General features: G+C 69.3%; 20 protein-coding genes. 10 read left to right on the plus strand and 10 right to left on the minus strand.

What is annotated here, in order from left to right; genetic code table 11:
* Window positions 1-48 precede the first annotated feature (48 nt).
* The 4 genes from FJV41_RS15410 to FJV41_RS15425 form a co-directional block, all read right to left on the minus strand.
* A complete protein-coding gene (locus FJV41_RS15410) occupies window positions 49-294 on the minus strand; it encodes a YHS domain-containing protein (RefSeq protein WP_141643237.1) in 246 nt (81 codons plus the stop codon).
* A gap of 180 nt (window positions 295-474) precedes the next feature.
* Window positions 475-1257 (minus strand): hypothetical protein, encoded by a 783-nt coding sequence (locus FJV41_RS15415; RefSeq protein ID WP_141643238.1) that lies wholly within the window; start codon window positions 1255-1257, stop codon window positions 475-477.
* Window positions 1257-2546: a hypothetical protein gene (locus FJV41_RS15420; RefSeq protein WP_141643239.1), complete on the minus strand. Its 1290-nt coding sequence runs from the start codon at window positions 2544-2546 to the stop codon at window positions 1257-1259. Before FJV41_RS15420 ends, FJV41_RS15415 begins: the two co-directional genes overlap by 1 nt.
* Before the next feature lie 24 nt (window positions 2547-2570).
* Window positions 2571-3689, minus strand: coding sequence for a hypothetical protein (locus FJV41_RS15425; protein WP_141643240.1), 1119 nt, complete (start codon window positions 3687-3689; stop codon window positions 2571-2573).
* A gap of 178 nt (window positions 3690-3867) precedes the next feature.
* On the opposite strand from FJV41_RS15425, the gene aspS reads away from it, so the two are divergent.
* Complete coding sequence (aspS, locus tag FJV41_RS15430; RefSeq protein ID WP_141643241.1) at window positions 3868-5685, plus strand: aspartate--tRNA ligase; 1818 nt, start codon at window positions 3868-3870, stop codon at window positions 5683-5685.
* Here aspS and FJV41_RS15435 read toward each other — a convergent pair whose 3' ends face one another.
* Window positions 5686-7089, minus strand: coding sequence for an aminotransferase-like domain-containing protein (locus FJV41_RS15435; protein ID WP_141643242.1), 1404 nt, complete (start codon window positions 7087-7089; stop codon window positions 5686-5688). It lies immediately after the preceding gene.
* A gap of 134 nt (window positions 7090-7223) precedes the next feature.
* Here FJV41_RS15435 and FJV41_RS15440 point away from each other — a divergent pair, with 134 nt between their 5' ends.
* From FJV41_RS15440 to FJV41_RS15450, 3 genes are all read left to right on the plus strand, one after another.
* On the plus strand, window positions 7224-8111 hold the full coding sequence (locus tag FJV41_RS15440) for a PhzF family phenazine biosynthesis protein (protein WP_141643243.1): 888 nt from the start codon (window positions 7224-7226) through the stop codon (window positions 8109-8111).
* Between the two features lie 185 nt (window positions 8112-8296).
* Window positions 8297-9220, plus strand: coding sequence for a diacylglycerol/lipid kinase family protein (locus FJV41_RS15445; RefSeq protein ID WP_141643244.1), 924 nt, complete (start codon window positions 8297-8299; stop codon window positions 9218-9220).
* 181 nt (window positions 9221-9401) lie between these two features.
* Window positions 9402-10550 (plus strand): right-handed parallel beta-helix repeat-containing protein, encoded by a 1149-nt coding sequence (locus FJV41_RS15450; RefSeq protein ID WP_246137219.1) that lies wholly within the window; start codon window positions 9402-9404, stop codon window positions 10548-10550.
* A gap of 92 nt (window positions 10551-10642) precedes the next feature.
* On the opposite strand, the gene FJV41_RS15455 is transcribed toward FJV41_RS15450, so the two are convergent.
* A complete protein-coding gene (locus tag FJV41_RS15455) occupies window positions 10643-11377 on the minus strand; it encodes a DUF2306 domain-containing protein (RefSeq protein ID WP_141643245.1) in 735 nt (244 codons plus the stop codon).
* A 138-nt stretch (window positions 11378-11515) separates the two neighbouring features.
* Here FJV41_RS15455 and FJV41_RS15460 point away from each other — a divergent pair, with 138 nt between their 5' ends.
* From FJV41_RS15460 to FJV41_RS15480, 5 genes are all read left to right on the plus strand, one after another.
* The gene (locus FJV41_RS15460; protein ID WP_141643246.1) at window positions 11516-12679 is read left to right on the plus strand and encodes a sensor histidine kinase; all 1164 of its coding nucleotides are present in this window, start codon (window positions 11516-11518) and stop codon (window positions 12677-12679) included.
* Window positions 12676-13317, plus strand: coding sequence for a response regulator (locus FJV41_RS15465; RefSeq protein WP_141643247.1), 642 nt, complete (start codon window positions 12676-12678; stop codon window positions 13315-13317). The genes FJV41_RS15460 and FJV41_RS15465 overlap by 4 nt, the downstream gene beginning before the upstream one ends.
* 127 nt (window positions 13318-13444) lie before the next feature.
* Window positions 13445-14500, plus strand: a complete 1056-nt coding sequence (locus FJV41_RS15470) for a DUF72 domain-containing protein (RefSeq protein WP_141643248.1) — start codon at window positions 13445-13447, stop codon at window positions 14498-14500.
* 44 nt (window positions 14501-14544) lie between these two features.
* A complete protein-coding gene (locus FJV41_RS15475) occupies window positions 14545-14856 on the plus strand; it encodes a hypothetical protein (RefSeq protein ID WP_141643249.1) in 312 nt (103 codons plus the stop codon).
* Complete coding sequence (locus FJV41_RS15480; RefSeq protein WP_141643250.1) at window positions 14777-15148, plus strand: Smr/MutS family protein; 372 nt, start codon at window positions 14777-14779, stop codon at window positions 15146-15148. The genes FJV41_RS15475 and FJV41_RS15480 overlap by 80 nt, the downstream gene beginning before the upstream one ends.
* Here FJV41_RS15480 and FJV41_RS15485 read toward each other — a convergent pair.
* From FJV41_RS15485 to FJV41_RS15500, 4 genes are all read right to left on the minus strand, one after another.
* Complete coding sequence (locus FJV41_RS15485) at window positions 15130-17892, minus strand: SNF2-related protein (RefSeq protein ID WP_141643251.1); 2763 nt, start codon at window positions 17890-17892, stop codon at window positions 15130-15132. The two genes, FJV41_RS15480 and FJV41_RS15485, sit on opposite strands and share 19 nt — an antisense overlap.
* A gap of 201 nt (window positions 17893-18093) precedes the next feature.
* Complete coding sequence (locus tag FJV41_RS15490; protein ID WP_141643252.1) at window positions 18094-19440, minus strand: DUF58 domain-containing protein; 1347 nt, start codon at window positions 19438-19440, stop codon at window positions 18094-18096.
* Window positions 19437-20372 (minus strand): AAA family ATPase, encoded by a 936-nt coding sequence (locus FJV41_RS15495; protein ID WP_141643253.1) that lies wholly within the window; start codon window positions 20370-20372, stop codon window positions 19437-19439. Before FJV41_RS15495 ends, FJV41_RS15490 begins: the two co-directional genes overlap by 4 nt.
* Before the next feature lie 68 nt (window positions 20373-20440).
* On the minus strand, window positions 20441-21082 hold the full coding sequence (locus tag FJV41_RS15500) for a hypothetical protein (protein WP_246137221.1): 642 nt from the start codon (window positions 21080-21082) through the stop codon (window positions 20441-20443).
* Between FJV41_RS15500 and FJV41_RS53665 the strand changes: the two genes are divergently transcribed.
* A complete protein-coding gene (locus FJV41_RS53665) occupies window positions 21072-21263 on the plus strand; it encodes a hypothetical protein (RefSeq protein WP_246137222.1) in 192 nt (63 codons plus the stop codon). The genes FJV41_RS15500 and FJV41_RS53665 overlap by 11 nt on opposite strands.
* Window positions 21264-21383: the final 120 nt, after the last annotated feature.

The following is a 21383-nucleotide window of genomic DNA, read 5'->3' on the forward strand; positions in this document are numbered from 1 at the left end:
GTCAGTGAGTGAGGGCCCGCGGTGTTTCACCCGCGGGCCCCGGAAGTCCTACGCCAGTCCCCAGCGCACCCGGCCCGGCGTCATCAGCGCGCCGACGCGGGCCAGCTCGTTGAGACGGAAGCGCTCGGCTTGTCGCTCGAAGGCATGGCGGCACCGTTCCGAGCAGAAGAAGTAACGGCGCTTCTTGTACTCCGAGGATGGCTGGCCATCCGGTGTCTCCAGCTGCTTGCCGCACACCGGGTCCCAATGCTTCCCCTGGCCTTGGCCCTGTCCCTGCCCCTGCACGCCCTTCATGCCTCGCCTCCCCGCCCTGGGGCCCCACGCCCATTCCCGACGGTGGCTACAAGCAGGGCATATGCCAACCCCCAACTCCCCGGAATGCCGAGGAGCGGGGGGCCGCACGAAGGGCCGGAGGCGGAAAAACTTCCACCCGTTCACGCTCCTTGCGGGGAAGGAGCGGTCGGGAAGTGTTCTTCAGAAGGTGGCGCCGACGCTGCCACCCAGGAAGAAGTCATTCATGTAGCCCCGGCGGTAGCCCATGGCCTCCAGGCGGAAGGACAGCCGGAAGTTGCTGCTGCTGGACAGTCGGGGACGGCCCCGGAGGCCCACGCCGTACTGGAGGAGGGGCTTGAGGCCATTCACCTTCGTCTCGTTGGCGTCCACGGTGATGGAGGTCGTCTGGTAGGCGACGCCGCCACCCACCTGGCCGAAGAAGCCGAAGTCGGACTTGCCGAACTTGAACTCGTAGGCCGGGGCGATGGTGAAGTAGTGCTGGCTGGTGCTGCCGCGAATGAAGTCGGTGCCGTCGCTGCTGTTGCCGTACGTCCAGCGCAGGTCCGCCCAGAGGTTCTCGCGAAAGGGCTCGAGGTCGAACGTGCGGCCGAACTCCCACGTGGTGCGCACGCCCAGGCCCAGCACGGTGTCGGCGAAGCGGCCCCGGGGGCTCTCCAGGAGGAGCGCGCCGGCGAGGAGCTCCACGCCCACGCCCAGGTTGGGGTCGTCCAGGCCGGCGAGCTCCTTGAAGTCGCCTTCCTCGCCCTCCTGCTCTGACGCGTTCCGGAACTCGTCTGCCTGGTCCACGTTGCGACGGCGGCGCTCGGCGGCCTCCTCCTCTTCAATCTGCTCCTGGCTGGGGCCCGGCTCGTCCTCGGGATAGGCGTACGGGTCGTCGTCATCCTGCGCGAAGGCGGGGGGCGCTACGAGCAGGCCGCCGACGAGGCAGCGGGTGAGCCAGTTCTTCACGGTGGCGGTCCTCATCAGTCGGCGCTCAGTCGGGGGCAGGTGGTACCGCCAGCGGCGCTGGCCGGGCAGAGGTTGGGATTCGTGGTGCCCACGAGCAGATCGCGGGGAATCTGCAGGTGGTCCATCAGCTCGTTGCAGACGGCTTCCTTCAGCCGCAGGTCCGTGATGTGGCTGATGATGGCGCTCGACGCCACGGCCAGCGTGAAGTTCGTCTGGTCGGAGGTGTACTGCTGGGTGAGCTGGAGCAGGCCGGGCGTCGCCGTCGAGGTGTCGCTGTAGCCGGTGACGATGGAGCGCAGCAGGATGTCGCGCTGCCCGGTGGCCTCGCCGGCCTGGTACAGCGCGCTGGCGAGCAGCGTGCCCACCCGGTACTCCTTGCCGCTGAACTCGCTCAGGCTGTTGTTCCGGATGCTGTCGCGCAGGGACGCGTCCATGCAGCGGTCCGTCTTCGCCAGGTCCCGGTCGGCTGGGATGGAGCCGTACTCGGGGCCCTCGAAGGACGAGGAGAGGAAGCGGGTGTCGCAGCCGTTCTTGGAGCGGCAGGTGGCGCCGTACGCGTGCAGGTCCGCGAGCCCCTCGTCGAACGCCTTGAGGATGTTGGCGCCAGGGCTGGGACCGCCGGTGCTGGCCCACGCGGTGAGGGCCGCGGGGAAGGCCTGCCCGGCGTACACCTTCAGGTTGAAGATGCGGTGCGAGTACTCGTGGGTGATGACGCCCGCGTTGATGGCCAGGGGCGCGCGCTGGAGCTCATCGAAGGGCAGCACGAGGAAGGACTCCATCGCCGAGAAATACAGGGCGTTGTCCTTCAGCGAGTCGCGGCTGACGTCGGTGATGGTGAAGTCGGGGAAGTAGTACGTCTTGACGGGCTTCTTGAAGTCGGCCGTCGGGATGTTGGTGACGTCGTGGAAGTAATCGAAGGCGCGCTCGAGGTTGTAATACGTCGTCACCATGTTCCAGGTGTGGAAGTCCGCCGGCCAGAGGACGTCATCCTGGGAGATGTAGCTGGCGGTGACGTCTCGGCCTTCGCCCTTGAGCAGGGCGTTGGCGAAGGCCTCGGGCGTGGTGGCGGTGGCGAGGTCCTGGTCGTTGGAGTCGTAGACGATGCGCGCGCCGCCGTGCAGGTCGGCGACGCTGCCGCTGAGACCGACGACGTCGGCGACCGTCTTGAGTTCGACCTCCTCGGGGACGTACTGCCCATTGCTGGAGAGCACCAGGGCGCGAATCTTGACCGGGGCGCTCGTGTCGGGCGCACAGCCGGCGGCCAGGCCCAGCACGGCGGTGGTGGCGATGACTGTTCGGAGCATGGGGGCCGTTTTACTCCGGTCCGCTCAGAACGTGTATTCCCCCCCGAGCGTCACCAGGCCGGAATGGACCGGGGAGGGGGGGGCCGGGTCCGCCGCCGCCTCCAGGTGGTCCTGCTGGAGCGCCACGCTGGCCCACACCCTCAGTGGCGTCCCCAGTCGCACCGTCCACCGGGTGGCCAGCAGGTGGGACCACCCCTCGCCCGAGACGTAGCGGGTGAAGGCGTAGGAGAGCTGCCCCCGCACGTCCCGTCCGGGCTTCCAGGTGACGGAGGGCCTGACGTCGAAGCGCGCGGGCGCGGTGGGGATGCCCGCGGTGGCGTTGACGTCCGCCATGCGTCGGGCCAGGACGGTGCCCAGGTCCCTGTTGACGCGGGCCTGGTAGCGGCGCAGGGCCCGGCGCGTCTCGACGGCGTTCTCCACGCGGCGCGCCATCGCCGCCTGTTCCTCCTCGGTGAACTGGCCGGCGGAGAGCGGGTCCTCGCTGTAGAGGGAGAGGCTGCCGCGCGCGCCCAGCTCCCAGCGCGTTCCCAGGAGAAGCCGGAGGCCCAGCCCCGGCCGCGCGGCCCACAGGGTGTCCTCGCGGGTGTAGCGCGTGGTGTTGCCCTGGACGTGGGTGACGAGCAGCGCCCGGCTCAGCGGGTGGCGGGTGAGGGCGAGGCTCGCGTCGGCGCCCGACTCCACGTCGGAGAGGCCCGCCGAGTCGTAGGCCACCGACAGGAGCGCGCCCTGGCTGGCGTAGCCGGTGCTGGCGTCGACGGCGGGAAGGCGGCGCGCGGGTCGCTCGGGGATGAGCTCGACGCGGGTGGACTTGGGCAGGCCCGTGCTGACGATGGCGGACAGGAGCCAGTGCTCGCCCAGCACCTGGTCGGCGCCCAGGCTGAGCTGGTGGGTGAGGGCGGTGCCCGCTTCCGGGCGGGCGCCCGTGTAGCCGAGCGTGAGGAACGTGGCCCCGTCGCGCAGCTCCACGTCGCCCAGGAGGCTCCAGGCGCGGAAGTCCCTGCCGACGGTGGTCTCCACGCTGACGGTGGTGTCACCGGACTCCGCGCGGGCGGTGAGCAGGGGGGCGAGCAGTCCGAGCAGGACGCAGGCGTGGCGAAGAGGGCCCGAGGGCCTGGGCTTGCGCGTGCTGGGCTCCCCCTTCATGAGAAGGCCAACACGGAAGGCGGCGGGAAGTTGCACTCGGGTGGGGCGGACGTCAGGAAGCCCTCCAGGAGTCGACCGTTTGAGAGCAGTCAGCACGGCGCGGACTCCTTGACGCACCGTTTCCACGGTCCTTATGGTGCCGCGCCTTTTCCTTCTACGAACCACGCAGGCGGTCTCCATGGCGGTCCCGTTCATCTCCGAGGTCAAGCGTACCCACACGTGCGGTCAGCTCACCGCGACCAATGTTGGCGAGGAGGTCGTCCTCTTCGGCTGGGTGCACAATCGTCGAGACCACGGCGGCGCGGTCTTCATCGACTTGCGGGACAGGGACGGGTTGACGCAGGTGGTGTTCGAGCCGGACCACGCCGAAGCGCATGGGCTGGCGGGCAGCCTTCGGTTGGAGTTCTGCATCGGCGTGCGCGGCAAGGTCGTGTCGCGTGGCAAGAACGTGAACCCGAAGATGAAGACCGGGGAGATCGAAATCAAGGCGACCGATCTCACCATCTTCAATCGCTCCGAGCCAACCCCGTTCCCCATCGAGGACTCGATTGACACCTCGGAGGAGAAGCGGCTGGCGCATCGCTATCTGGACCTGCGCCGGGCGCCGCTCCAGAAGTCGCTGATGACGCGCTCGAAGATGCACTCGCTGACGCGCGCGTACATGGTGGACCACGGCTTCCTGGATCTGGAGACGCCGTTCATGGGCAAGTACACGCCCGGTGGCGCGCGCAACTTCCTGGTCCCCAGCCGGATGAACGCGGGCAAGTTCTACGCGCTGGCGGAGAGCCCTCAGCTCTACAAGCAGCTCTTCATGGTCGCGGGCTTCGACCGGTACTTCCAGATCGTGAAGTGCTTCCGTGACGAGGACCTGCGCGTGGACCGGCAGCCTGAGTTCACGCAGATCGACGTGGAGATGAGCTTCGTCAGCCAGGACGACATCTTCACCATCATCGAGGGGCTCATCAAGAAGCTGTGGGGCGAGGTGCTCGGCATCGACGTGCCCACGCCCTTCGCGCGGATGGACTTCTACGAGTCCATGGCGAAGTACGGCAACGACAAGCCGGACCTGCGCTTCGGGTTGGAGCACACGGTGCTCACGGACCTGATTCGCGAGCACGGTGACGCGGGCGGCGTGCCGATGATGTTCGAGGCGGTGCAGAACAAGGGCATCGTCAAGGCGATGGTCGTCCCCGCGGAGAAGGCGATGAGCCGCGCGGAGAGCGACAAGCTGGAGGAGTTCGCCAAGCAGGCCGGTGCGAAGGGCCTGGCGCGCGCGAAGGTGGCCGAGGGCGGCGAGTGGACGCAGTCCCCGCTGTCCAAGACGATTACCCCGGCGCTGCGCGCGGCCATCAACCAGGCCGTGGGCGCGAAGACGGGCGACCTCATCCTGTTCCAGTTCGGCAAGGAGTCGCTGGTCCACACGGTGATGGCGAACCTGCGCGTGCACGTCGCCAAGAAGCTCGGGCTGATTCCGGAGTACGGCAGCGGCGGCCAGTGGAAGTTCCTGTGGGTGGTGAACCCGCCGCTGTTCGAGCACGACGAGGACTCCAACACCTGGGTGGCGGCGCACCACGCCTTCACGCGTCCGCATGACGAGGACGTGCCGTTCCTGCTCAGCGACCCGGGCCGGGTGAAGTGCCACCGCTACGACGTGGTGCTCAACGGCTTCGAGATTGGTGGCGGCTCCATCCGTCTGCATGACCCGAAGGTCCAGGCGGAGGTCTTCAAGGCGCTGGGCATCGGCGAGGAGGAGGCGCAGACGAAGTTCGGCTTCCTGCTGGACGCGCTCAAGTTCGGCGCGCCTCCGCACGGTGGCATCGCCCTGGGCATGGACCGGCTCGCCTTCCTGCTGACGGGCGCCGAGTCCCTGCGCGACGTGATTCCGTTCCCCAAGACGAAGACGGGCACGGACCTGATGACGGGCGCCCCCGGCGATGTGGACGACAAGCAGCTGCGCGAGCTGCATGTCCGTCCGGTGCCGCCTCCGCAGAAGTAGTCAGACGATGGAGGCGAGGGGCTCCGGCCCCCCCTCCAGTGTCTCTCGCAGTCGATGCAGGCCCTTCTCCAGCGAGGCGCGGGTGCGCGGGGTTCCCAGGCACACGCGCACCGCCGCTGGAGCGGTGGCCGGGCCCACGGTGAACAGCTCGGCGGGCATGACGAGCACGCCGCGCCGCCGGGCCTGGGAGGTGAACGCCTCCGCGCGCCAGGTCGAGGGAAGCTTCAGCCACAGGTGGTACGTGGTGGCCTTGCCTGGACGTGGCATCAGGTCCCCGAGCACGTCCTTCGCCAGCTCCAGTCGCTCGTGTGCTTCTCGGCGTCGGCGCACCACCAGCTCGTCGGCGGTGCCATCACGCACCCATCGCGCGGTGATGTCGGCCGTGAGCGCGGGAGTCATCCGCGCGGCGAGGGCTGCTTCCTCCGCCAGTCGCTCGGTGCTCGGTCCCGCTGGCGCCGCGAGGTAGCCGATGCGCAGCCCCGGGGCGAGCAGCTTGGAGACGCCGGCGATGAACCAGCCGGACTCCGGTAGGAGCGTGCAGAGCGGTGGGGGACGCTTGTCGAGCAGCAGGCCGTAGGCGTCGTCTTCCACCACCGTGAGACCGTGTCGTCGGGCCACCGTGGCGATGCGGCGACGGCGCTCCTCGGGCATGACGGCGCCGGTGGGGTTCTGGAGATTGGGCAGACAGAAGAGGACCTTCGCTCCGGTGCGGCATGCGGTCTCCAGCGCGTCGGGGAGCAGGCCGTGTTCATCCATGGCCACGCCGTGCAGTCGCAGGTGGAGCCGGTTCGCGAGCACCTTGAGGCCGGGGTAGGTGAGGGCCTCGCAGAGCACCGTGTCACCGGGGCGCGTGAGGGTGCTGAGGGCCACTTCCATCGCGTGCTGCCCGCCGGAGCACACCATGACTCGCGAGGGTTCGACTTCCAGGCCGAAGCGGGACATCCACTCGGCGCCGGCCTCGCGGTGCGCCGGGTTTCCCGCGGGGGGTTGGTAGTCGAGCAGCTCCGCGAGGCGAGGCGAGCGTTGCACGGCGTCCAGCGACTTCTTCAGCGCGGAGCCGGCCGGGTCTCCGGGGGGCGTGGCTGGCCAGTTGAGGCCCAGGTCCACGAGCGAGTCGTCGCCCGAGTCCTGGGCGGGGGGCGGGAGCTGTCGAGGGGCATCCCGGTGGCGCACGAAGGTGCCTCGACCGACTTCGCCGCCGATGAGGCCCCGACGCTCGGCCTCCGCGTAGGCACGCGTCACCGTGCCCACCGTGACACCCACCTTCTCCGCCAGCTCACGGTGCGTGGGCAGGCGGGTTCCGGCGGCGAGGCGCCCTTCCTCGATGTCCGCTCCGAGCGCATCCGCGAGGATTCGATACAGCGGCCCCTCTCGGCCCCGGAGGTTGGGCGTCCAGATTGTCATGGTGACAATGCATACAGTTGACGGGCGCCTCCGCGCAATGCATCGATTGTGTCGATTCTTGAGCTGGATTGTATCGGTACACTCGAAAGACGGTTCGGGCCCTGGCCCGGTTCCGTGGATGGGAGACGCACGCCATGCAGGTGACCATCGTCGATGCCTTCACGCAGACCGCTGGGGCTGGCAATCGCGCGGGAGTGGTGCTGGACGCCGCGGGACTGAGTGTGGAGGCCATGCAGCGCATCGCGACCGCGGTGGGAGCATCGGAGACGGCGTTCGTCGTCTCCGGCCCCACGGCGCAGGGCGTGCGGCTGCGCTACTTCACTCCCACGGTTGAGATTGATTTCTGCGGCCACGCCACGGTGGCGTCGTTCCACCTGATGGCGGAGCGGGGGCTCGTGCCTCGCTCGGGAGCGCTCAAGTTGGAGTGCGCGGCGGGCGTCCTCGACGTGGAGCTGGAGGCAACGGGCACGCGAGGGAGTCGGGCGTGGATTGTCACCCCTCGGCATCCGTGGCTGGAGACGCCGGTTCCGCTGGAGCAGGTGCTCGAGCTCGTGGGCGGGACGGTGGACATGGTGGATGGCTCGTTGCCCGTGCGGCGCAATGCGCACCGGGTGATGGTGCCGTTCCGACGAAGAGAGGACGTGTGGGAGCTGGCGCCTCGCTCGGGCGCGTTGGACACACTGCTGCGGCCCCATGGCGTGAGCGGCGTGTACTTCTTCACGCGCGAGACGCTGGAGGCAGGCAGCGTGGCACACTCGCGATACTTCGTGCCCGGCATGGGCGTGGCGGAAGACCCCGTGACGGGCTCGGCGGCCGGGCCGCTCGGCATGTACCTGGCGATGCACGGCGTGCTGCCGCTGCCGGCGGAGGGGGGCATGGTGCGCGCTCGCATCGAGCAGGGGGATGCCATTGGCAAGCCTGGGCGCATCGAGGTGGAGGTCACCGGCCGTGCCGGGCAGCCCGAGCGGGCGCGCATCGGCGGAGTGGCGGTGACGGTCCTCGACGGCACGCTGCACGTGTAGACCGGCCTACGGTCCCCGGGTGGCGCCTTCCATGGGCCCGCCACCCGGAAGGGGGCCCCACTGTGCGGTGCGTCAGCGGTGCGCGGGGTGGCGAGAGACCTGGACGACCCGGGAGGTGCGTCGCGGAGTGGAGTACCGAGCCACAACCGCGTAAACAGGGGCGTTACAGGGAGGGGTAGGTGCCGATGAAGACGTTCCTCGTGGTCAATCCGCGCAGCGCCAATGGCCAGACCGGGAAGCGCTGGGTGGAGATTGCCGCGCAGGTGGGAAAGGTGCTTGGCGAGTTCGGGCACGGTTTCACCCAGGGCGGGATGGATGCCGCGCGCATCGCCCGCGAGGCGATTGACCAGGGCTACGAGTGCATCGTCGCGGTCGGCGGCGACGGCACGCTGAACGAGGTCACCAACGGCTTCTTTCGCGACGGCAAGGCCATCAACCCCAACGCCGCCCTCGGCCTCATCCCGCGAGGCACCGGTGGCGACTTCCGCCGCACCTTCGGCTGGGGGCTGGACCTGGAGTCCTCCCTGGAGCGGCTCCGCTCGGACACGACCGAGCCCTTCGACGTGGGCCGCCTCGACTTCATCGACAACGACGGCAACCCCGCGACGCGCTACTTCGCCAACATCGCCTCGCTCGGCGTGAGCGCGGTGGTGGCTCGCGAGGTGAATAGCGGCAGCAAGGCGCTCGGCGGCAACTTCAGCTTCGTCTGGGGCACGCTGAAGGGCCTCGTGAAGTACACCGAGCGCAAGGTCCAGCTTTCGACCGATGGTGGGCCCCCGGAGACGCTCGACGTCACCGCCGTGGCGGTGGCCAACGGCCGCTACTTCGGCAGCGGCATGTTCGTCGCCCCCGAAGCCGTTACGCACGATGGGCTGTTCGACATCACCATCTGGTCCGGTTACGGCCTGAGCGACTTCCTCCTCAAGTCCAAGGGCGTCTACAACGGCTCGCACGTCACCTGGAAAGGCACGCGTCGCCTGCGCTGCCAGACGGTTCACGCGGAGTCCGTGGATGGCCAGGAAGTCTACCTGGACGTCGATGGAGAAACGCCGGGTCGACTGCCCGCGACCTTCACGCTCCTGCCCGCCGCCATCCGCATCAAGGTGTAGCGGGTCCGCGGCTCCAGCGGTCCTGCTGCTTTTCAGGCCCGTGAAAGTCGCGTCCAAACCGTGCCGGTGAAGTGGAAGTTTGTGCGGGCGCTGTGTCTCGCGACGGTGATGCGTGTCGATTCTCGCGCGCATCCCTCGACTGGAGCGTGCGCCGCCGCGTGGCTGGGTTTATCCGGCGAGCATGCACAAACCCACCCTGTCCACACCCCTGGCTCGTGGTTCCCTGTCGTCGCGGCTGTTGCCCTCGCTCGCGGCGCTCCTGCTGCTCCCGCTCCCCGCACTCGCGGCGCAAGTGCCTGTCGCCTGCAACAACACCGTCACCGATGACGAGACGCTGAACGCCGCCGTCGCCGCCAGCGCGGTGGGGGACGAGTTGGTCATCTCCGGACCCTGCCTCATCAACTCGACGGTGCGTCTGCGCGGCCAGCGCGCGTATCGGGGAGGCGAGCCCTCGGGCACCGTCATCCGTCAGGCGAACGGCGCCAACCTCGCGGCGCTGCTGGCCAGCGACACATGGCTGGATGTGGCGACCTTCACGGGCGACCCGGTCAGCGTGAAGAACCTCACGCTGGAGGGGAACCCGACCAACAACACCGGCCGTGCCACGGACGGCATCGTGCTGATGTCGTGGAACTCCACCGTGGAGAACACCCGCATCAACAACATGCGCGGCTCGGGCATCCGCCTCACGAACACCAACAGCGCGGGGACGCCCATCGTCAACACGCAAGTGAACGGGCGCATCGTCCACAACTTCATCAGCGACTCGGGTGTCCACGGCGTGCACGTCCAGGACTCGGGCAACTCCGTGACGGACTGGGACCTCATCGACAACTGGATCGCCGACTCGGGTGTCAGCGCCATCCGCCTGGAGAACTCGGCGGGCTGGAAGGTGCGCGGCAATCACCTCTACGGCGTGGGCCAGACGGCCATCGTCGCGCAGCGGCTGTTCGGCACCACCATCTCCGACAACTACATCGAGGGCTTCGGAGAGGGCACCACGGCTGGCACCTGGGCGGGCATCGGCGCCACCGTGCAGGGTGACGCGGCGTCGGTCATCTCCGACAACAAGATCTTCAACTTCGGAGGCGAGCCCAACACCGCCTCGCGCTACCACTACCTTTCCATCAGCCAGGTCAACTACGGCACGGGCTTCGTCTCCGTGACGGGCAACGCCATCCGGGGCATCGGCAGCACGCGCAGCACCGGACTGAACTACGAGAAGGGCGGAGGCACCGCGCTGACCATCACGTCCACGGGGAACCTGGTGACGGGCGTCACCACGGCGCGGAACGTGGGCACAGGCGTCACCGTCACCGCGGGACAGTAGTCGCCCCTGGGGCCCGCCTCGGTCCTGGTGGCCGAGGCGGCCTCACCGTTGTCGCGGCGCAAGTCTCGAACGAGCGGTCTCAGGGGCCACTGTCAGGATGCCACGCGCGAGTGCGCTCCATCGGCCGACGCCGGGGCGCGTTCGGGACGCGGGCTCCTGGCCTTGGCCGCGAACTTCCCCTGGTAGTAGCGCTCCCACAGCTTGAGTCCCGGAACGCCCACCAGCGTGGGGCCGAGGAACACGGCGAGCTGCATGCCCTCGATACCCAGGTGCCTCGCATTGACGACCAGCACGGCCGTCAACGTGGCGATGCCCGAGCCCACCATGGCGCCCATGTGCTGGAACCACCAGTGCATCCGCTCCTGGGGCGGGCGGAGCCAGTACCGCAGCGATGCCGCGCCCTGGAGGATTCCCACGGGCGCGAAGCCCCACAGGAGTGGAACGTCATTCACGAGGCCCCACGCTCCGGTGAACAGGCCCAGGCCCAGCGTCAGCGCGGAGAGGCCCAGGTCGAAGGGGTGACGATGCGCCGTCGTGCGAGACTTCGTGCGCAGCACGCGTACGCCCATGGATGCGGAGCTTCCGCTCATCACGCTCAGGAACATGAAGAACAACGCATGGGCCTGATGCTCCGGCCCCTGCAGGAATCTCCAACTGGAGATGATCAATCCGGTGATGGCCACGACGCCCATCGCAACCACGTAGACCCAGCCCACGCGCCGGTGGAGCGAGCTTCCCTTTCGCGCCACCAGGGGCAGCCACAGCGAGGTGAAGCCGACGACACCCGCCATGATGTGAATCGCGCGAGCGAGATAATAGAAAGACATGCAGGCCTCCGACGTGCTGCGAGACGGAGGCCAAGGTACGCAAGCGCTCCACGGCCCACATCGGCTGGAAGTCACACGGGGGCACCATGACTTCCGGCATATGTCCCGCCGCCGAGGCGGGTCCTATGCTCTGCGCCCATGTCCTTGAAGCACGCCGCACGAAAGCCCGCATCCATCCGAAGACTGCTGCGCGTGGCGGGGTTGCTCACGTGGGCCGTCGTCGGCTCCCCTCATGTGGAGGACGTGCTGCGCGAGCCCTCGCTGCTCTCCACTCCGCGCGAGCTGGCGTGGTTGGTGGCCTTTCTCGCGTTCGGCCTGGCCTATTGGTGGAATGCGCGGGCCGAGGTCGAGGACCGGCGCGGGATTCCGCTGATGGGAGTGCAGGCCGTCAGCGCGCTCGTCATCGTGGCCACCAGTCGCACGGGTGTGGACGGTGCGCTGCTCGCCATCGTCGCGGCCCAGGCGCCCGAGTTGCTGTCGCAACGACGCGCGATGCTCTGGGTCCTCGCGCAGTCGGTGGCCCTGCTGCTCGTCTTCGTCTCCATCTACCCGCTGTCGCGCGCGCTGCTTCAGGCGCTCATCTTCATCGGCTTCCAGGGCTTCACGCTGGGCTCGGCCGTCGTCATGGTTCGCGAGGCCGAAGCGCGAGGCGAGCTGGCCCGCCTCCACGCGGAGCTCCAGTCCACCCAGGTGCTGCTCGCCGCCAGCGAGCGGGAAGGGGAGCGGCTGCGCATCGCCCGTGAGCTGCACGACTCCCTGGGCCATCACCTCACCGCCCTGTCCCTCAACCTGGAAGCCGCCGCGCACACCGCGAAGGACACGCCCTCCGCCGAGCACCTGCGTCGCGCACGCGAGGCCGCCCGCATGCTGCTGTCCGAGGTGCGCGAGACGGTGTCGGCGTTGCGTGACACCCCCGCGCCGTTGCTTGCGACGCTGCGTCAGCTCGCGCACGACATGCCCGGGCTCGCGGTCCACCTCGAGGTCCCCGAGACGCTGGCCCTCGATTCGGCCGAGGCGACGCACTCGCTCATCCGCTGCGTCCAGGAGGTCCTCACGAACACGCTGCGCCACGCCCACGCGACGCAGCTCTGGATTCGCATCGTCCCGACCAAGGAAGGCGGCGTGCGGGTCATGACCCGAGATGACGGCCGGGGCGCGCGGTCGCCGATGCCTGGCGCGGGCCTCACCGGCATGTGCGAGCGCTTCACCCGCCTGGGAGGCCGCGTGGACTGGCGCGCGGAAGAAGGGAAGGGCTGGGAGTTGGATGCGTGGCTTCCGGCCGAGCGGAGGGCCGACGCGTGATTCGACTCGTCCTGGTGGATGACCATGCGCTGGTGCGACAGGGGCTTCGCGGCCTGCTGGACCTCACGCCCGACCTGCGCGTGGTGGGCGAGGCGGTGGATGGCGAGGAGGCGCTGCGCAAGGTGGCGGAGCTGAATCCCGATGTCGTCCTCATGGACGTGCGCATGCCGCGCATGACGGGCCTGGAAGCACTGCGGGAGCTGCGGCGCGGGCCCGTGCATCGGCGCGTGGTGCTGCTCACCACCTTCGACGAGGACGCCGCCATCGTCGAGGCGTTGCGCGCGGGCGTGCAGGGCTTCCTCCTCAAGGACGTGTCGCTGGAGGAACTCTCCGACGCCATCCGTCGCGTCCACGCGGGCGAGACGCTGCTGCCCCCCGGTGTCGCCGAGCGCGTGACCCGGGGGCTCCTGGAGCTGTCCCGGGACTTCGCGCACGCGGAGCTTCCCGAAGGGCTCACGCGGCGGGAAGTCGAGGTGCTGCGGCTCATCGCCCGGGGACTGAGCAACCGGGAGATTGCCCAGGCGCTCGGGACGGCGGAGGGCACGGTGAAGAACCAGACCTCCAGCATCCTGTCGAAGCTCGGTGTCCGGGACAGGACTCGAGCGGTGCTCCGGGGCATGGAGCTTGGCTGCCTGTAGTTCGGACATCCCTCTTGGGTAGGCCCCGGGTTCTGAGGCAACCTCCTGAATCATGTGGCGCCCGGCGTTATCCCTGCCGGACGCGCGGCACCGTGCTTCGGTGTCCGCAGGACGCAGGAGATGCCCGATGGCCCAGCAGCGTGGACCCTCCCAGCTCGACCTCTTCACGGGCGCGCCCGTGGAGGCGCCCACCCGGAGCCGGAGCAGGACCCAGCCGGTAGCGCCCGCGCCCGTGGAGGAGTCCCTCGCGTCCCTCGGCCGCGAACTGCCCACGGGCATCTACCTGGGCACCTCGTCGTGGACGTTCCCCGGCTGGTCCGGCCTCGTCTATGACCACGAGGCCGCCGCGTCGCAGCTCGCGCGCGAGGGACTGTCCGCGTACTCGCGCCACCCCGTGCTGCGCACCGTGGGCATCGACCGGACGTTCTACGGCCCCATCAACGCCGAGGCCTTCGCCGAGTACGCGGAGCAGGTGCCCGCGGACTTCCGCTTCCTGGTGAAGGCACACGAGGTCTGCACGCTGGCGCGCTTTCCCATGCACGAGCGCTACGGCGCGCATCGAGGCCAGCTCAACGAGCGCTTCCTTCACGCCGCCTACGCGGAGGAGGCCGTGGTGCGGCCCTTCGTGGAGGGCCTGGGCGACAAGGGCGGCCCGCTCGTCTTCCAATTCCCTCCGCAGGACCCACAGGTGCTGGGCGGCCCCGCGCGCTTCGTGGAGCGACTGCACGCGTTTCTCTCCGCGCTCCCCAAGGGCCCGCTGTACGCGGTGGAGGTGCGCAACGAGGAGCTGCTGACGGAGGGGTTCGCGCAGGCGCTGGCGGACGTGGGCGCCTGTCCCGTCCTCGCGGTGTGGGCACACATGCCCTCCATGGGCATTCAGGCCAGGCGCACCCGGGCGCTGGAGGCGCGCGCCCTCGTGGTGCGGTGGATGCTGCCGCCGAACCTCGGCTACGAGGAGGCACGTGCTCGCTATGCGCCGTTCAATCGGTTGGTGGACGAGGACGTGCCCACCCGGGACTTGCTGGCGCGAGCGTGCCTGGCCGCCCAGCGCCGCGAGCGCCCCGTCTTCGTCACCATCAACAACAAAGCCGAGGGAAGCGCGCCTCTGTCCGCCATCAAACTGGCGGAACGTATCGTCACGAGCAGGACGACGGAGGGGAGCCAGCGGAGCGTCGCGTCATGAACGAGACTTGCCACCGTGCACAACACTTGCTTACTTGAGGGGGCATGAAGTCCGTCCTGGTCGCCGCACTGGTGGTTCAAATGACGACAGCCGGAGGCGCGGGTGCGCGCGAGGAGCGTGCGAACGCGCGCGACACGGCGGCGGCGGACGATGTGGGCAAGCACCTCTCCGCGCTGAAGCAGGAGCTGGACTCGGTGTCGGAGCAGTACCGGCAGGCCCGAGAGCGGCGGCGTCAGGAGTCAGAGCGCAAGAAGCGCGAGTCGGGGGAATGGACGAATGAGCCCGCGACGTCTCCCCCCTCTCCCAGCAGGCGAGCCATCGCTCCCGCCGGAGGGGCCGGAACCCCCGCCCGCTGACGATGAGGTCTTCGAGTTGCCCATCGACGGCAACCTCGACCTGCACTTCTTCCAGCCTCGTGAGGTGAAGCCCCTCGTCATCGAGTACCTCTGGGCGTGTCGCCAGAAGGGGTTGCTCGATGTGCGCGTCATCCACGGCAAGGGCACGGGCGCGCTGCGGCGCACGGTGCACGCGCTGCTGCCCAAGCTGGAGGAGGTGGAGTCCTTCCGCCCCGCCTCCGAGTTCGACGGAGGCTGGGGTGCGACGTGGGTGCGGCTCAGGCCGCTCCCGCCTCAGGACAGCCAGAAGTAGGCGGAGGCGATGAGCGAGCGCTTCTCGTTCACCTTGGCCTTGTTGGCGAGCTCCGCGAGCTGCCGGTCCTTGGCGGCGTAGCGCTTCTCCTCCTCGTTGCGCAGCGAGGACAGCTTGCGGCGGTACTCGCGCTCCATCCGGTCCGAGTTCGCCCGCGCCTTCGCGCGCTCCGCGATGTCTTCCACGGACGCCACCTGCTTGCGCGCGTCGATCCACTGCTGCCGGGCCGCCTCGACGCCCTCACGGGACTCCATCAGGCAGTCCTCGACGTAGCGGTCCGCGCGCTCCTTGGCCTTGTCCAGCTCCAGGGCATTGCGGCGCTCGGCGGCGCGGACGATTTCGTCCTTCGCCGTCACCAGCGACTGCTCCTGCATGAGCTGCACGGACACGGGCGCGGGCTGCCGACGCTTCTCTTCCTTCGCGGCCAGCTTCACGAAGTGCGCGCCGTCCTGGAGGGGCAGGGCGCGGAAGTTGCCCTCGCGGTCCTTCACCAGCACCAGGTGGACGAGCTTCTCCTCGGGCTTCAAGCCCGTCGTCTCGAACTTGTAGGCGAACCACCAGCCCTCGCTGCCAGCCAGTCGCGCCAGGCGTGAGGGCAGGCCCGCGGCGTCGAGCTGGAGGTAGCTGACGGCGTCCTGCTTGCGCTCCTTGACGGCATAGGCGGCCTTGGCGATCTCCAGCCGTCCGGAGGTGCGGCTGCCGAGCACCGAGCTGGTGAGGGCGCGCGCCTCCTGCTGTCGCTTCGCGAGGGCTTCCTTTGTCTGCTCACCCTGGCCGCGCAGGCGTCGGCGGACATCGCCGTCGAAGCGCTCCAGCACCACCGAGCGCATCTCCGTCATGCGCTGGCTGATGCGCCCCTCCATCTCCGAGCGCAGCTTGTCGAAGGCCGCGTTGATGTCCTCCACCTTGCGGCAGCCCTGGTAGATGTCGAGCACGCGGCGCTCGAAGTCCACGCCGCTCTCCAGCGCGCCCAGGATTTCGTCCGACGCGCCGAAGACGCCGTCGAAGAGGTTGAGCTTCTTCTCCAGCAACTCGAACAGTCGAGCGTCCGCCGCGTTCATCCGGTTGAGGAAGTTGATGACCAGCACGTCGCGCTGCTGGCCATACCGGTGGCAGCGGCCGATTCGCTGCTCCACGCGCTGCGGGTTCCAGGGCAAATCGTAGTTCACCACCAGGTTGCAGAACTGGAGGTTGAGGCCCTCGGCGCCGGCCTCGGTGCAGATGAGGATCTGCGTCTTGTTGCGGAAGTCGTCCACCAGCGCGCGCCGGTCCTCCGGCGTGCCGGCGTCACCGGACAGCAGCGAAATCTTCCCCCGGTACCCGTGCTCCGACAGGAGGTTGAAGAGGTACTGCTGCGTGCGCTTGGACTCGGTGAAGATGAGCGCCTTCTCCGGCCAGCCGTGCGCGCGCATCACCGTGAAGGTGCGGTCCAGGCCCCGCTTGAGGGCCTCGCCCTTGGCGTTGACCTTGATGGAGTCCGCCAGGTCCGCGTACTGCCGAAGCTCCCAGACCTCCTGCTCCAGGGCGCGCACGTTGGGCGCCTTGGCCGGGTCGTCGGACCACTCCTCGCCCTCCTCGACGAACTGCTTGGCCTCCTCGGGCTCGAACATCGCGAGCGCCTGCTGGCCCAGCTTCGCCGCCGCGAGTCGCTTCTCCAGGTTGTCCGACAGCCGCCGCAGCGTCGGGGCGATGGCGTACGTGGAGGACGCCAGGAGCTTGCGGTAGCACAGCGTCAGCAGCGTCTTCTTGCCGGGCTCAATCGCCGCGGCCTCCGAGCGCTGGAGGTACTCGCTGACCTTCTCGTAGAGGTCATGCTCCTCGGGCGAGGGAGTGAAGTCCTCCACGATGGAGCGGCGGTTGGTGTAGCGCACGTACTCGCGCACCTGCCGGCGCAGCGTGCGTTGCACCACGGGGGCGAGCCGCTCCTTCAGCTCGCCCGCGGCGGCCTCGGACATGCCGCCGCCCTCGTCCACGCGGTAGCGGCTGCGGAAGGCGTGCTCGGGGCCCAGAATCTGCTCGTCCAGCAGCGACATCAGGCCGAACAGCTCCATCAAGTCGTTCTGGAGCGGGGTGGCGGTGAGCAGCAGCTTGGGCTTGCCGCCCAGGGACGCCTTGAGCGCCTGGCCCATCTTGTTGTTGGCGCGGTGCGCGTTGCGCAGGCGGTGGGCTTCGTCGATGACGACGAGGTCCCACGCGATTTCCGACGTCAGGTGCGCCTTGTTGGCCGCGAACGGGTGCGAGCAGATGACGGGGAAGGGCTGGTCGAAGCAGTTGCCGGTGGCGCGCACGGTGCGGCCGTCCACGAGCACGCTGTCCAGGTCGAACTTCTCTCGCAGCTCGCTGTTCCACTGCGCGCGCAGCGTGGCCGGCGCGAGGATGAGGATGCGCGTCTTCCCCTCGGCCATGAGCTGGGCGATGACGAGCCCGGCCTCAATGGTCTTCCCCAGGCCCACCTCGTCGCCCAGCATGCAGCCGCCGCGCGAAAGCGAGTCGAGCGCGAACATGGCGCCTTCGACCTGATGCGGGTTGAGGTCGACCTTCGCCTCGGACAGGGCTCCCGCCAACCGTTGTTGCGTATCACCACTGCGCGCCAGCAACTCTTCCGCCAGCAGGCGCTCGTGGAAGGGGGTCAGCGTCGTCCGGGCGGGCGGCTCCGTGGCCTCCGCGCGGGCGGCGATGGCCGCCGCGTCTGCCTCCACCTCCAACCTCAAACCCCTTGCGACCTCCGCCAAGACTGTCTCCATCCGTGTTGTTTCGGGGCGCCCACCGACACAGCGGGCGAGAGAGACGGGCCATTTTGTTGACGGAGGCTCCGCTGTAAAGGGGGTCGTCTCCGAGGCCGAATTCTAGGCCTCCGCGCGATTGGCATGCTTCTTCGCGAGCGACGCGCGCGTACTCGATAAATGAGTGTCGCGCGAACTTTCCGCTGGACATCTTCGCGAGGCCTACAACAGGCCGCGAGACTTGACGTCCAGGTACACGTTGAGCGCGGCCGCGCCGAAACCCTGGGCCGGTGCGCGGACCACGAGGGCCCCCGCGTCGCGCAGGGTGCTGGCGGTGCGGCGGAACTCCGACTCCAGCCGCGTGGCGGCCTGTCGCGAGTACGCGTCCTGGGCTTCCACGGGCACGTCGGTGGCCGCGTCGCGCACGTCCTCGTCCAGCAGGGAGGCGACGACGGGGAGGTGTCGGGGGCGCAAGGCCAGCGTGCGGGTGAGCAGCCCCGCGGACGCGTCCGGGTCCACCAGGTCCGTGAAGAGGACGACGAGGGTGCGCCGCGTCTGCCGGGCGAACGCGAAGTCGTACGCGCGCCCGTAGTCGCTCTCTTCCAGCGCGGCCTCGGCGCGGTAGAGCGACTCGGTGATGAGGCGCAGGTGTTCGTGGCCCTTGCGCGGTGGGAGGAAGGTGAGCACGTCGCTGGCGAAGGCCATGACGCCCACCACGTCGCCCGCGTCCAGGCCCACCCGCGCCAGTCGGAGCGCCGCGTCCACCGCGTGGTCCAGCTTGCGACGGCCGTGCACCTTGCCCGCCATGTGCCGCCCGCAGTCGAGCAAGAGCAGCATGGGCTGGTGCCGCTCCGGCTGCCACGTGCGCACCAGGGTGTTGGCGTGGCGCGCGGACGCCTTCCAGTCGATGTGCCGGTAGTCGTCGCCGGGGCGGTACTCGCGCAGGGATTCGAACTCGCGCCCCTCGGCCGAGCGGCGGCGCAGGGTCCGTTCCGAGGGCGCGTCCGAGGAGCGGGCCAGGGCGAGGGCCTCGCTCGAGAGCGCGGTGAGGTCCGGATAGATTTTCACCGTCCGCGTCGCGGGCAGCCGCACCTGTCGGGCGCACAGCCCCAGCGGGCCGAGCAGCCGCAGGTGGAGGTCTCCGAAGCGCGCATCCCCTCGGGAAGGAGGGGTGACGAAGTACGTCAGCCGTGAGCGCGCGTGTGGCGTGGCGCTCCGGGCTGGCACCTGGAGGGACTGGCGGTGGCCGGTGCTGGCGACGACGTCGGGAGGCTCATCGCGGACCTCCAGGCGCAGCGGTGTAGTGCCCGCGTCGAGTCGCTCGAAGTCGAGGTGCACGGCGTTGCGAGTGCCCGAGGAGAGGATGGGCTCCACCTCGCGTGACACCTTCACGTCGTCGCCGCGGGGCGCGCGGAGGAAGTCCACGGTGCACAGCGCGAGCACTGCCACGTCCAGGGCCAGTGCCAGCCAGCCGAACACGGGGCTGGCCACCGTCAGCGCGGCCGGGACGAGCCCCACCGCGAGCAGTGCGACAGCGAGGCCGGTGGGGACGGGACGGCCCAGGCTCACCGAGGGACCCGGACCCGCTCGAGTGTCTGCTTCAACACGTCGTCCGCGGTGACGCCTTCCACCTCGGCCTCGGCCTTGAGGAGCAGGCGGTGGTTGAGCACGCTGCCCGCCGCGCCCTTCACGTCGTCGGGGGTGACGAAGTCATTGCCCATCAGCGCCGCGCGGGCCTTGGACGCGGCGAGGAGCGCCTGTGCGGCTCGGGGGCTCGCGCCCAGGCGCACGCGGGGATTCGCACGCGTGTCCCGCACCACGGCGACCACGTATTGGAGGATGGACTCGTCGCAGGTGACGCGGGCCGCGCGGGCCTGCAGTTCCGCGAGCGTGGGCGCGTCCAGCACGCGGTCCACGGAGGGCGGCCGTCCCTCGCGCTGGTGGAAGGCGCGCAGCATGGTCGTCTCGGAGTCGGAGTCCGGATAGCCCACGCGAATGCGCATCAGGAAGCGGTCGAGCTGGGCCTCGGGCAATGGATAGGTGCCCTCCAGTTCCAGCGGGTTCTGCGTGGCGACGACGAAGAAGTGGGGCGGCAGTGGGTGGGTGACGCCGTCGATGGTGACCTGGCGTTCCTCCATGGCCTCCAGCAGCGCGGCCTGGGCCTTGGGCGGGGTGCGGTTGATTTCGTCCGCGACGAGCACCTCCGTGAAGATGGGGCCCTTCACCAAGCGGAAGGCGTTGTCCTGCGGCTGGAAGATGTTGGTGCCGAGGATGTCCGCCGGCATCAGGTCGGGCGTGAACTGGATGCGGGTGAAGAGCAGCCCCAGCGCTCCGGCCATGCTGCGCGCGGTGAGCGTCTTCGCCACGCCGGGCACGCCCTCCAGCAGGACGTGGCCTCGCGCCAGGAAGGCGGTCACCAGGTCGGCGAGCACGCGGGGCTGGCCGAAGATGGTGCCGGCGAGCGCGGCGGTGAGTCGGGCGAGGGGAGTGGCGTCGGACATGGTGGCGGGGAACGGTAGACCGCCGTCGAGTCGCGCGGCACCACTTTCGTGGCGCGCGCGCCGTGTCGTCAGTCGTTCTTGCTCTTGAGTCCGAGGAACGCGCCGATGAGCGCGGCCACCGAGCCCAAGAGGCCAATGAAGACGCCGAAGCTGGGCGACGAGTTCATCATCTCCGCGTTGCCGATGGGCGTGGGCACGAGCGTCGTGTCCGAGGACACCTTGATGAAGACGATGCACCAGATGAGGCACAGGAACGTGGTGAACAGCTGCGCCATCCACGGCACCACGGGGTTGAGGTTGGGGAACGCACTGCGCACCCGGACGCCGATGGCCACCATCACCATCAGCGCGAGCAGGAACGCGCCGAAGCCCGTGCTCATCAGCCCCAGGGCGTCACCGTCCGCCGCCGTCTCCTTCCACGGCGTGAAGCACGAGAGGACGACCAGTCCGGCGCCATAGAAGGCGATCTTGTCGCCGGCGCCCATCGCGCCCATCAAATCCCTGGCGTCCTGCATCAGTTCGTCGGGGTCGACGATGGCGCTGCCGTTGTTCTCGTCGTCGTCCCGGCCCCCTCTCGCCCACGGGTCCGCTCCAGACGAGGCCGGCGCGGGTGCAGGGGCGGCGCGGCGCGGAGCCGTGTTCGGCGCGGCGCTCTTCGCGGGCGCGGGACGGCTGGGTCGCTGAGGTGCACCGCGAGCGATGTCCTGCACGCTCTTGACGTTGGTGGCGTCCCCGCTGGCCGGCGCCGGGGGCCTGGCGCCGGACTTGGCCGGTCGGGGCCTGGCGGGCGCGGGCTTCGGGGCGGGGCGAGGGTCTTCACTCGCGCCCGTGGATTCCTCGTCGTTGTCGGAAGGTGGCTCCGCGGAGAGGAACGAGGTGTCGATGATGTAATCGCAAACAGAACAGATGGATGCGTTCGCGGCTACCTTCGAGCCGCAGCCAGGGCAGTTCAGGACCAGCGCTCCTGCTGAGAGATGCGAACACCCATCTTCGGAGCCCGGGGCCGGGTGT

Origin of the sequence: Myxococcus llanfairpwllgwyngyllgogerychwyrndrobwllllantysiliogogogochensis, assembly GCF_006636215.1 — a bacterium.
Taxonomy (GTDB): Bacteria; Myxococcota; Myxococcia; order Myxococcales; family Myxococcaceae; genus Myxococcus; species Myxococcus llanfairpwllgwyngyllgogerychwyrndrobwllllantysiliogogogochensis.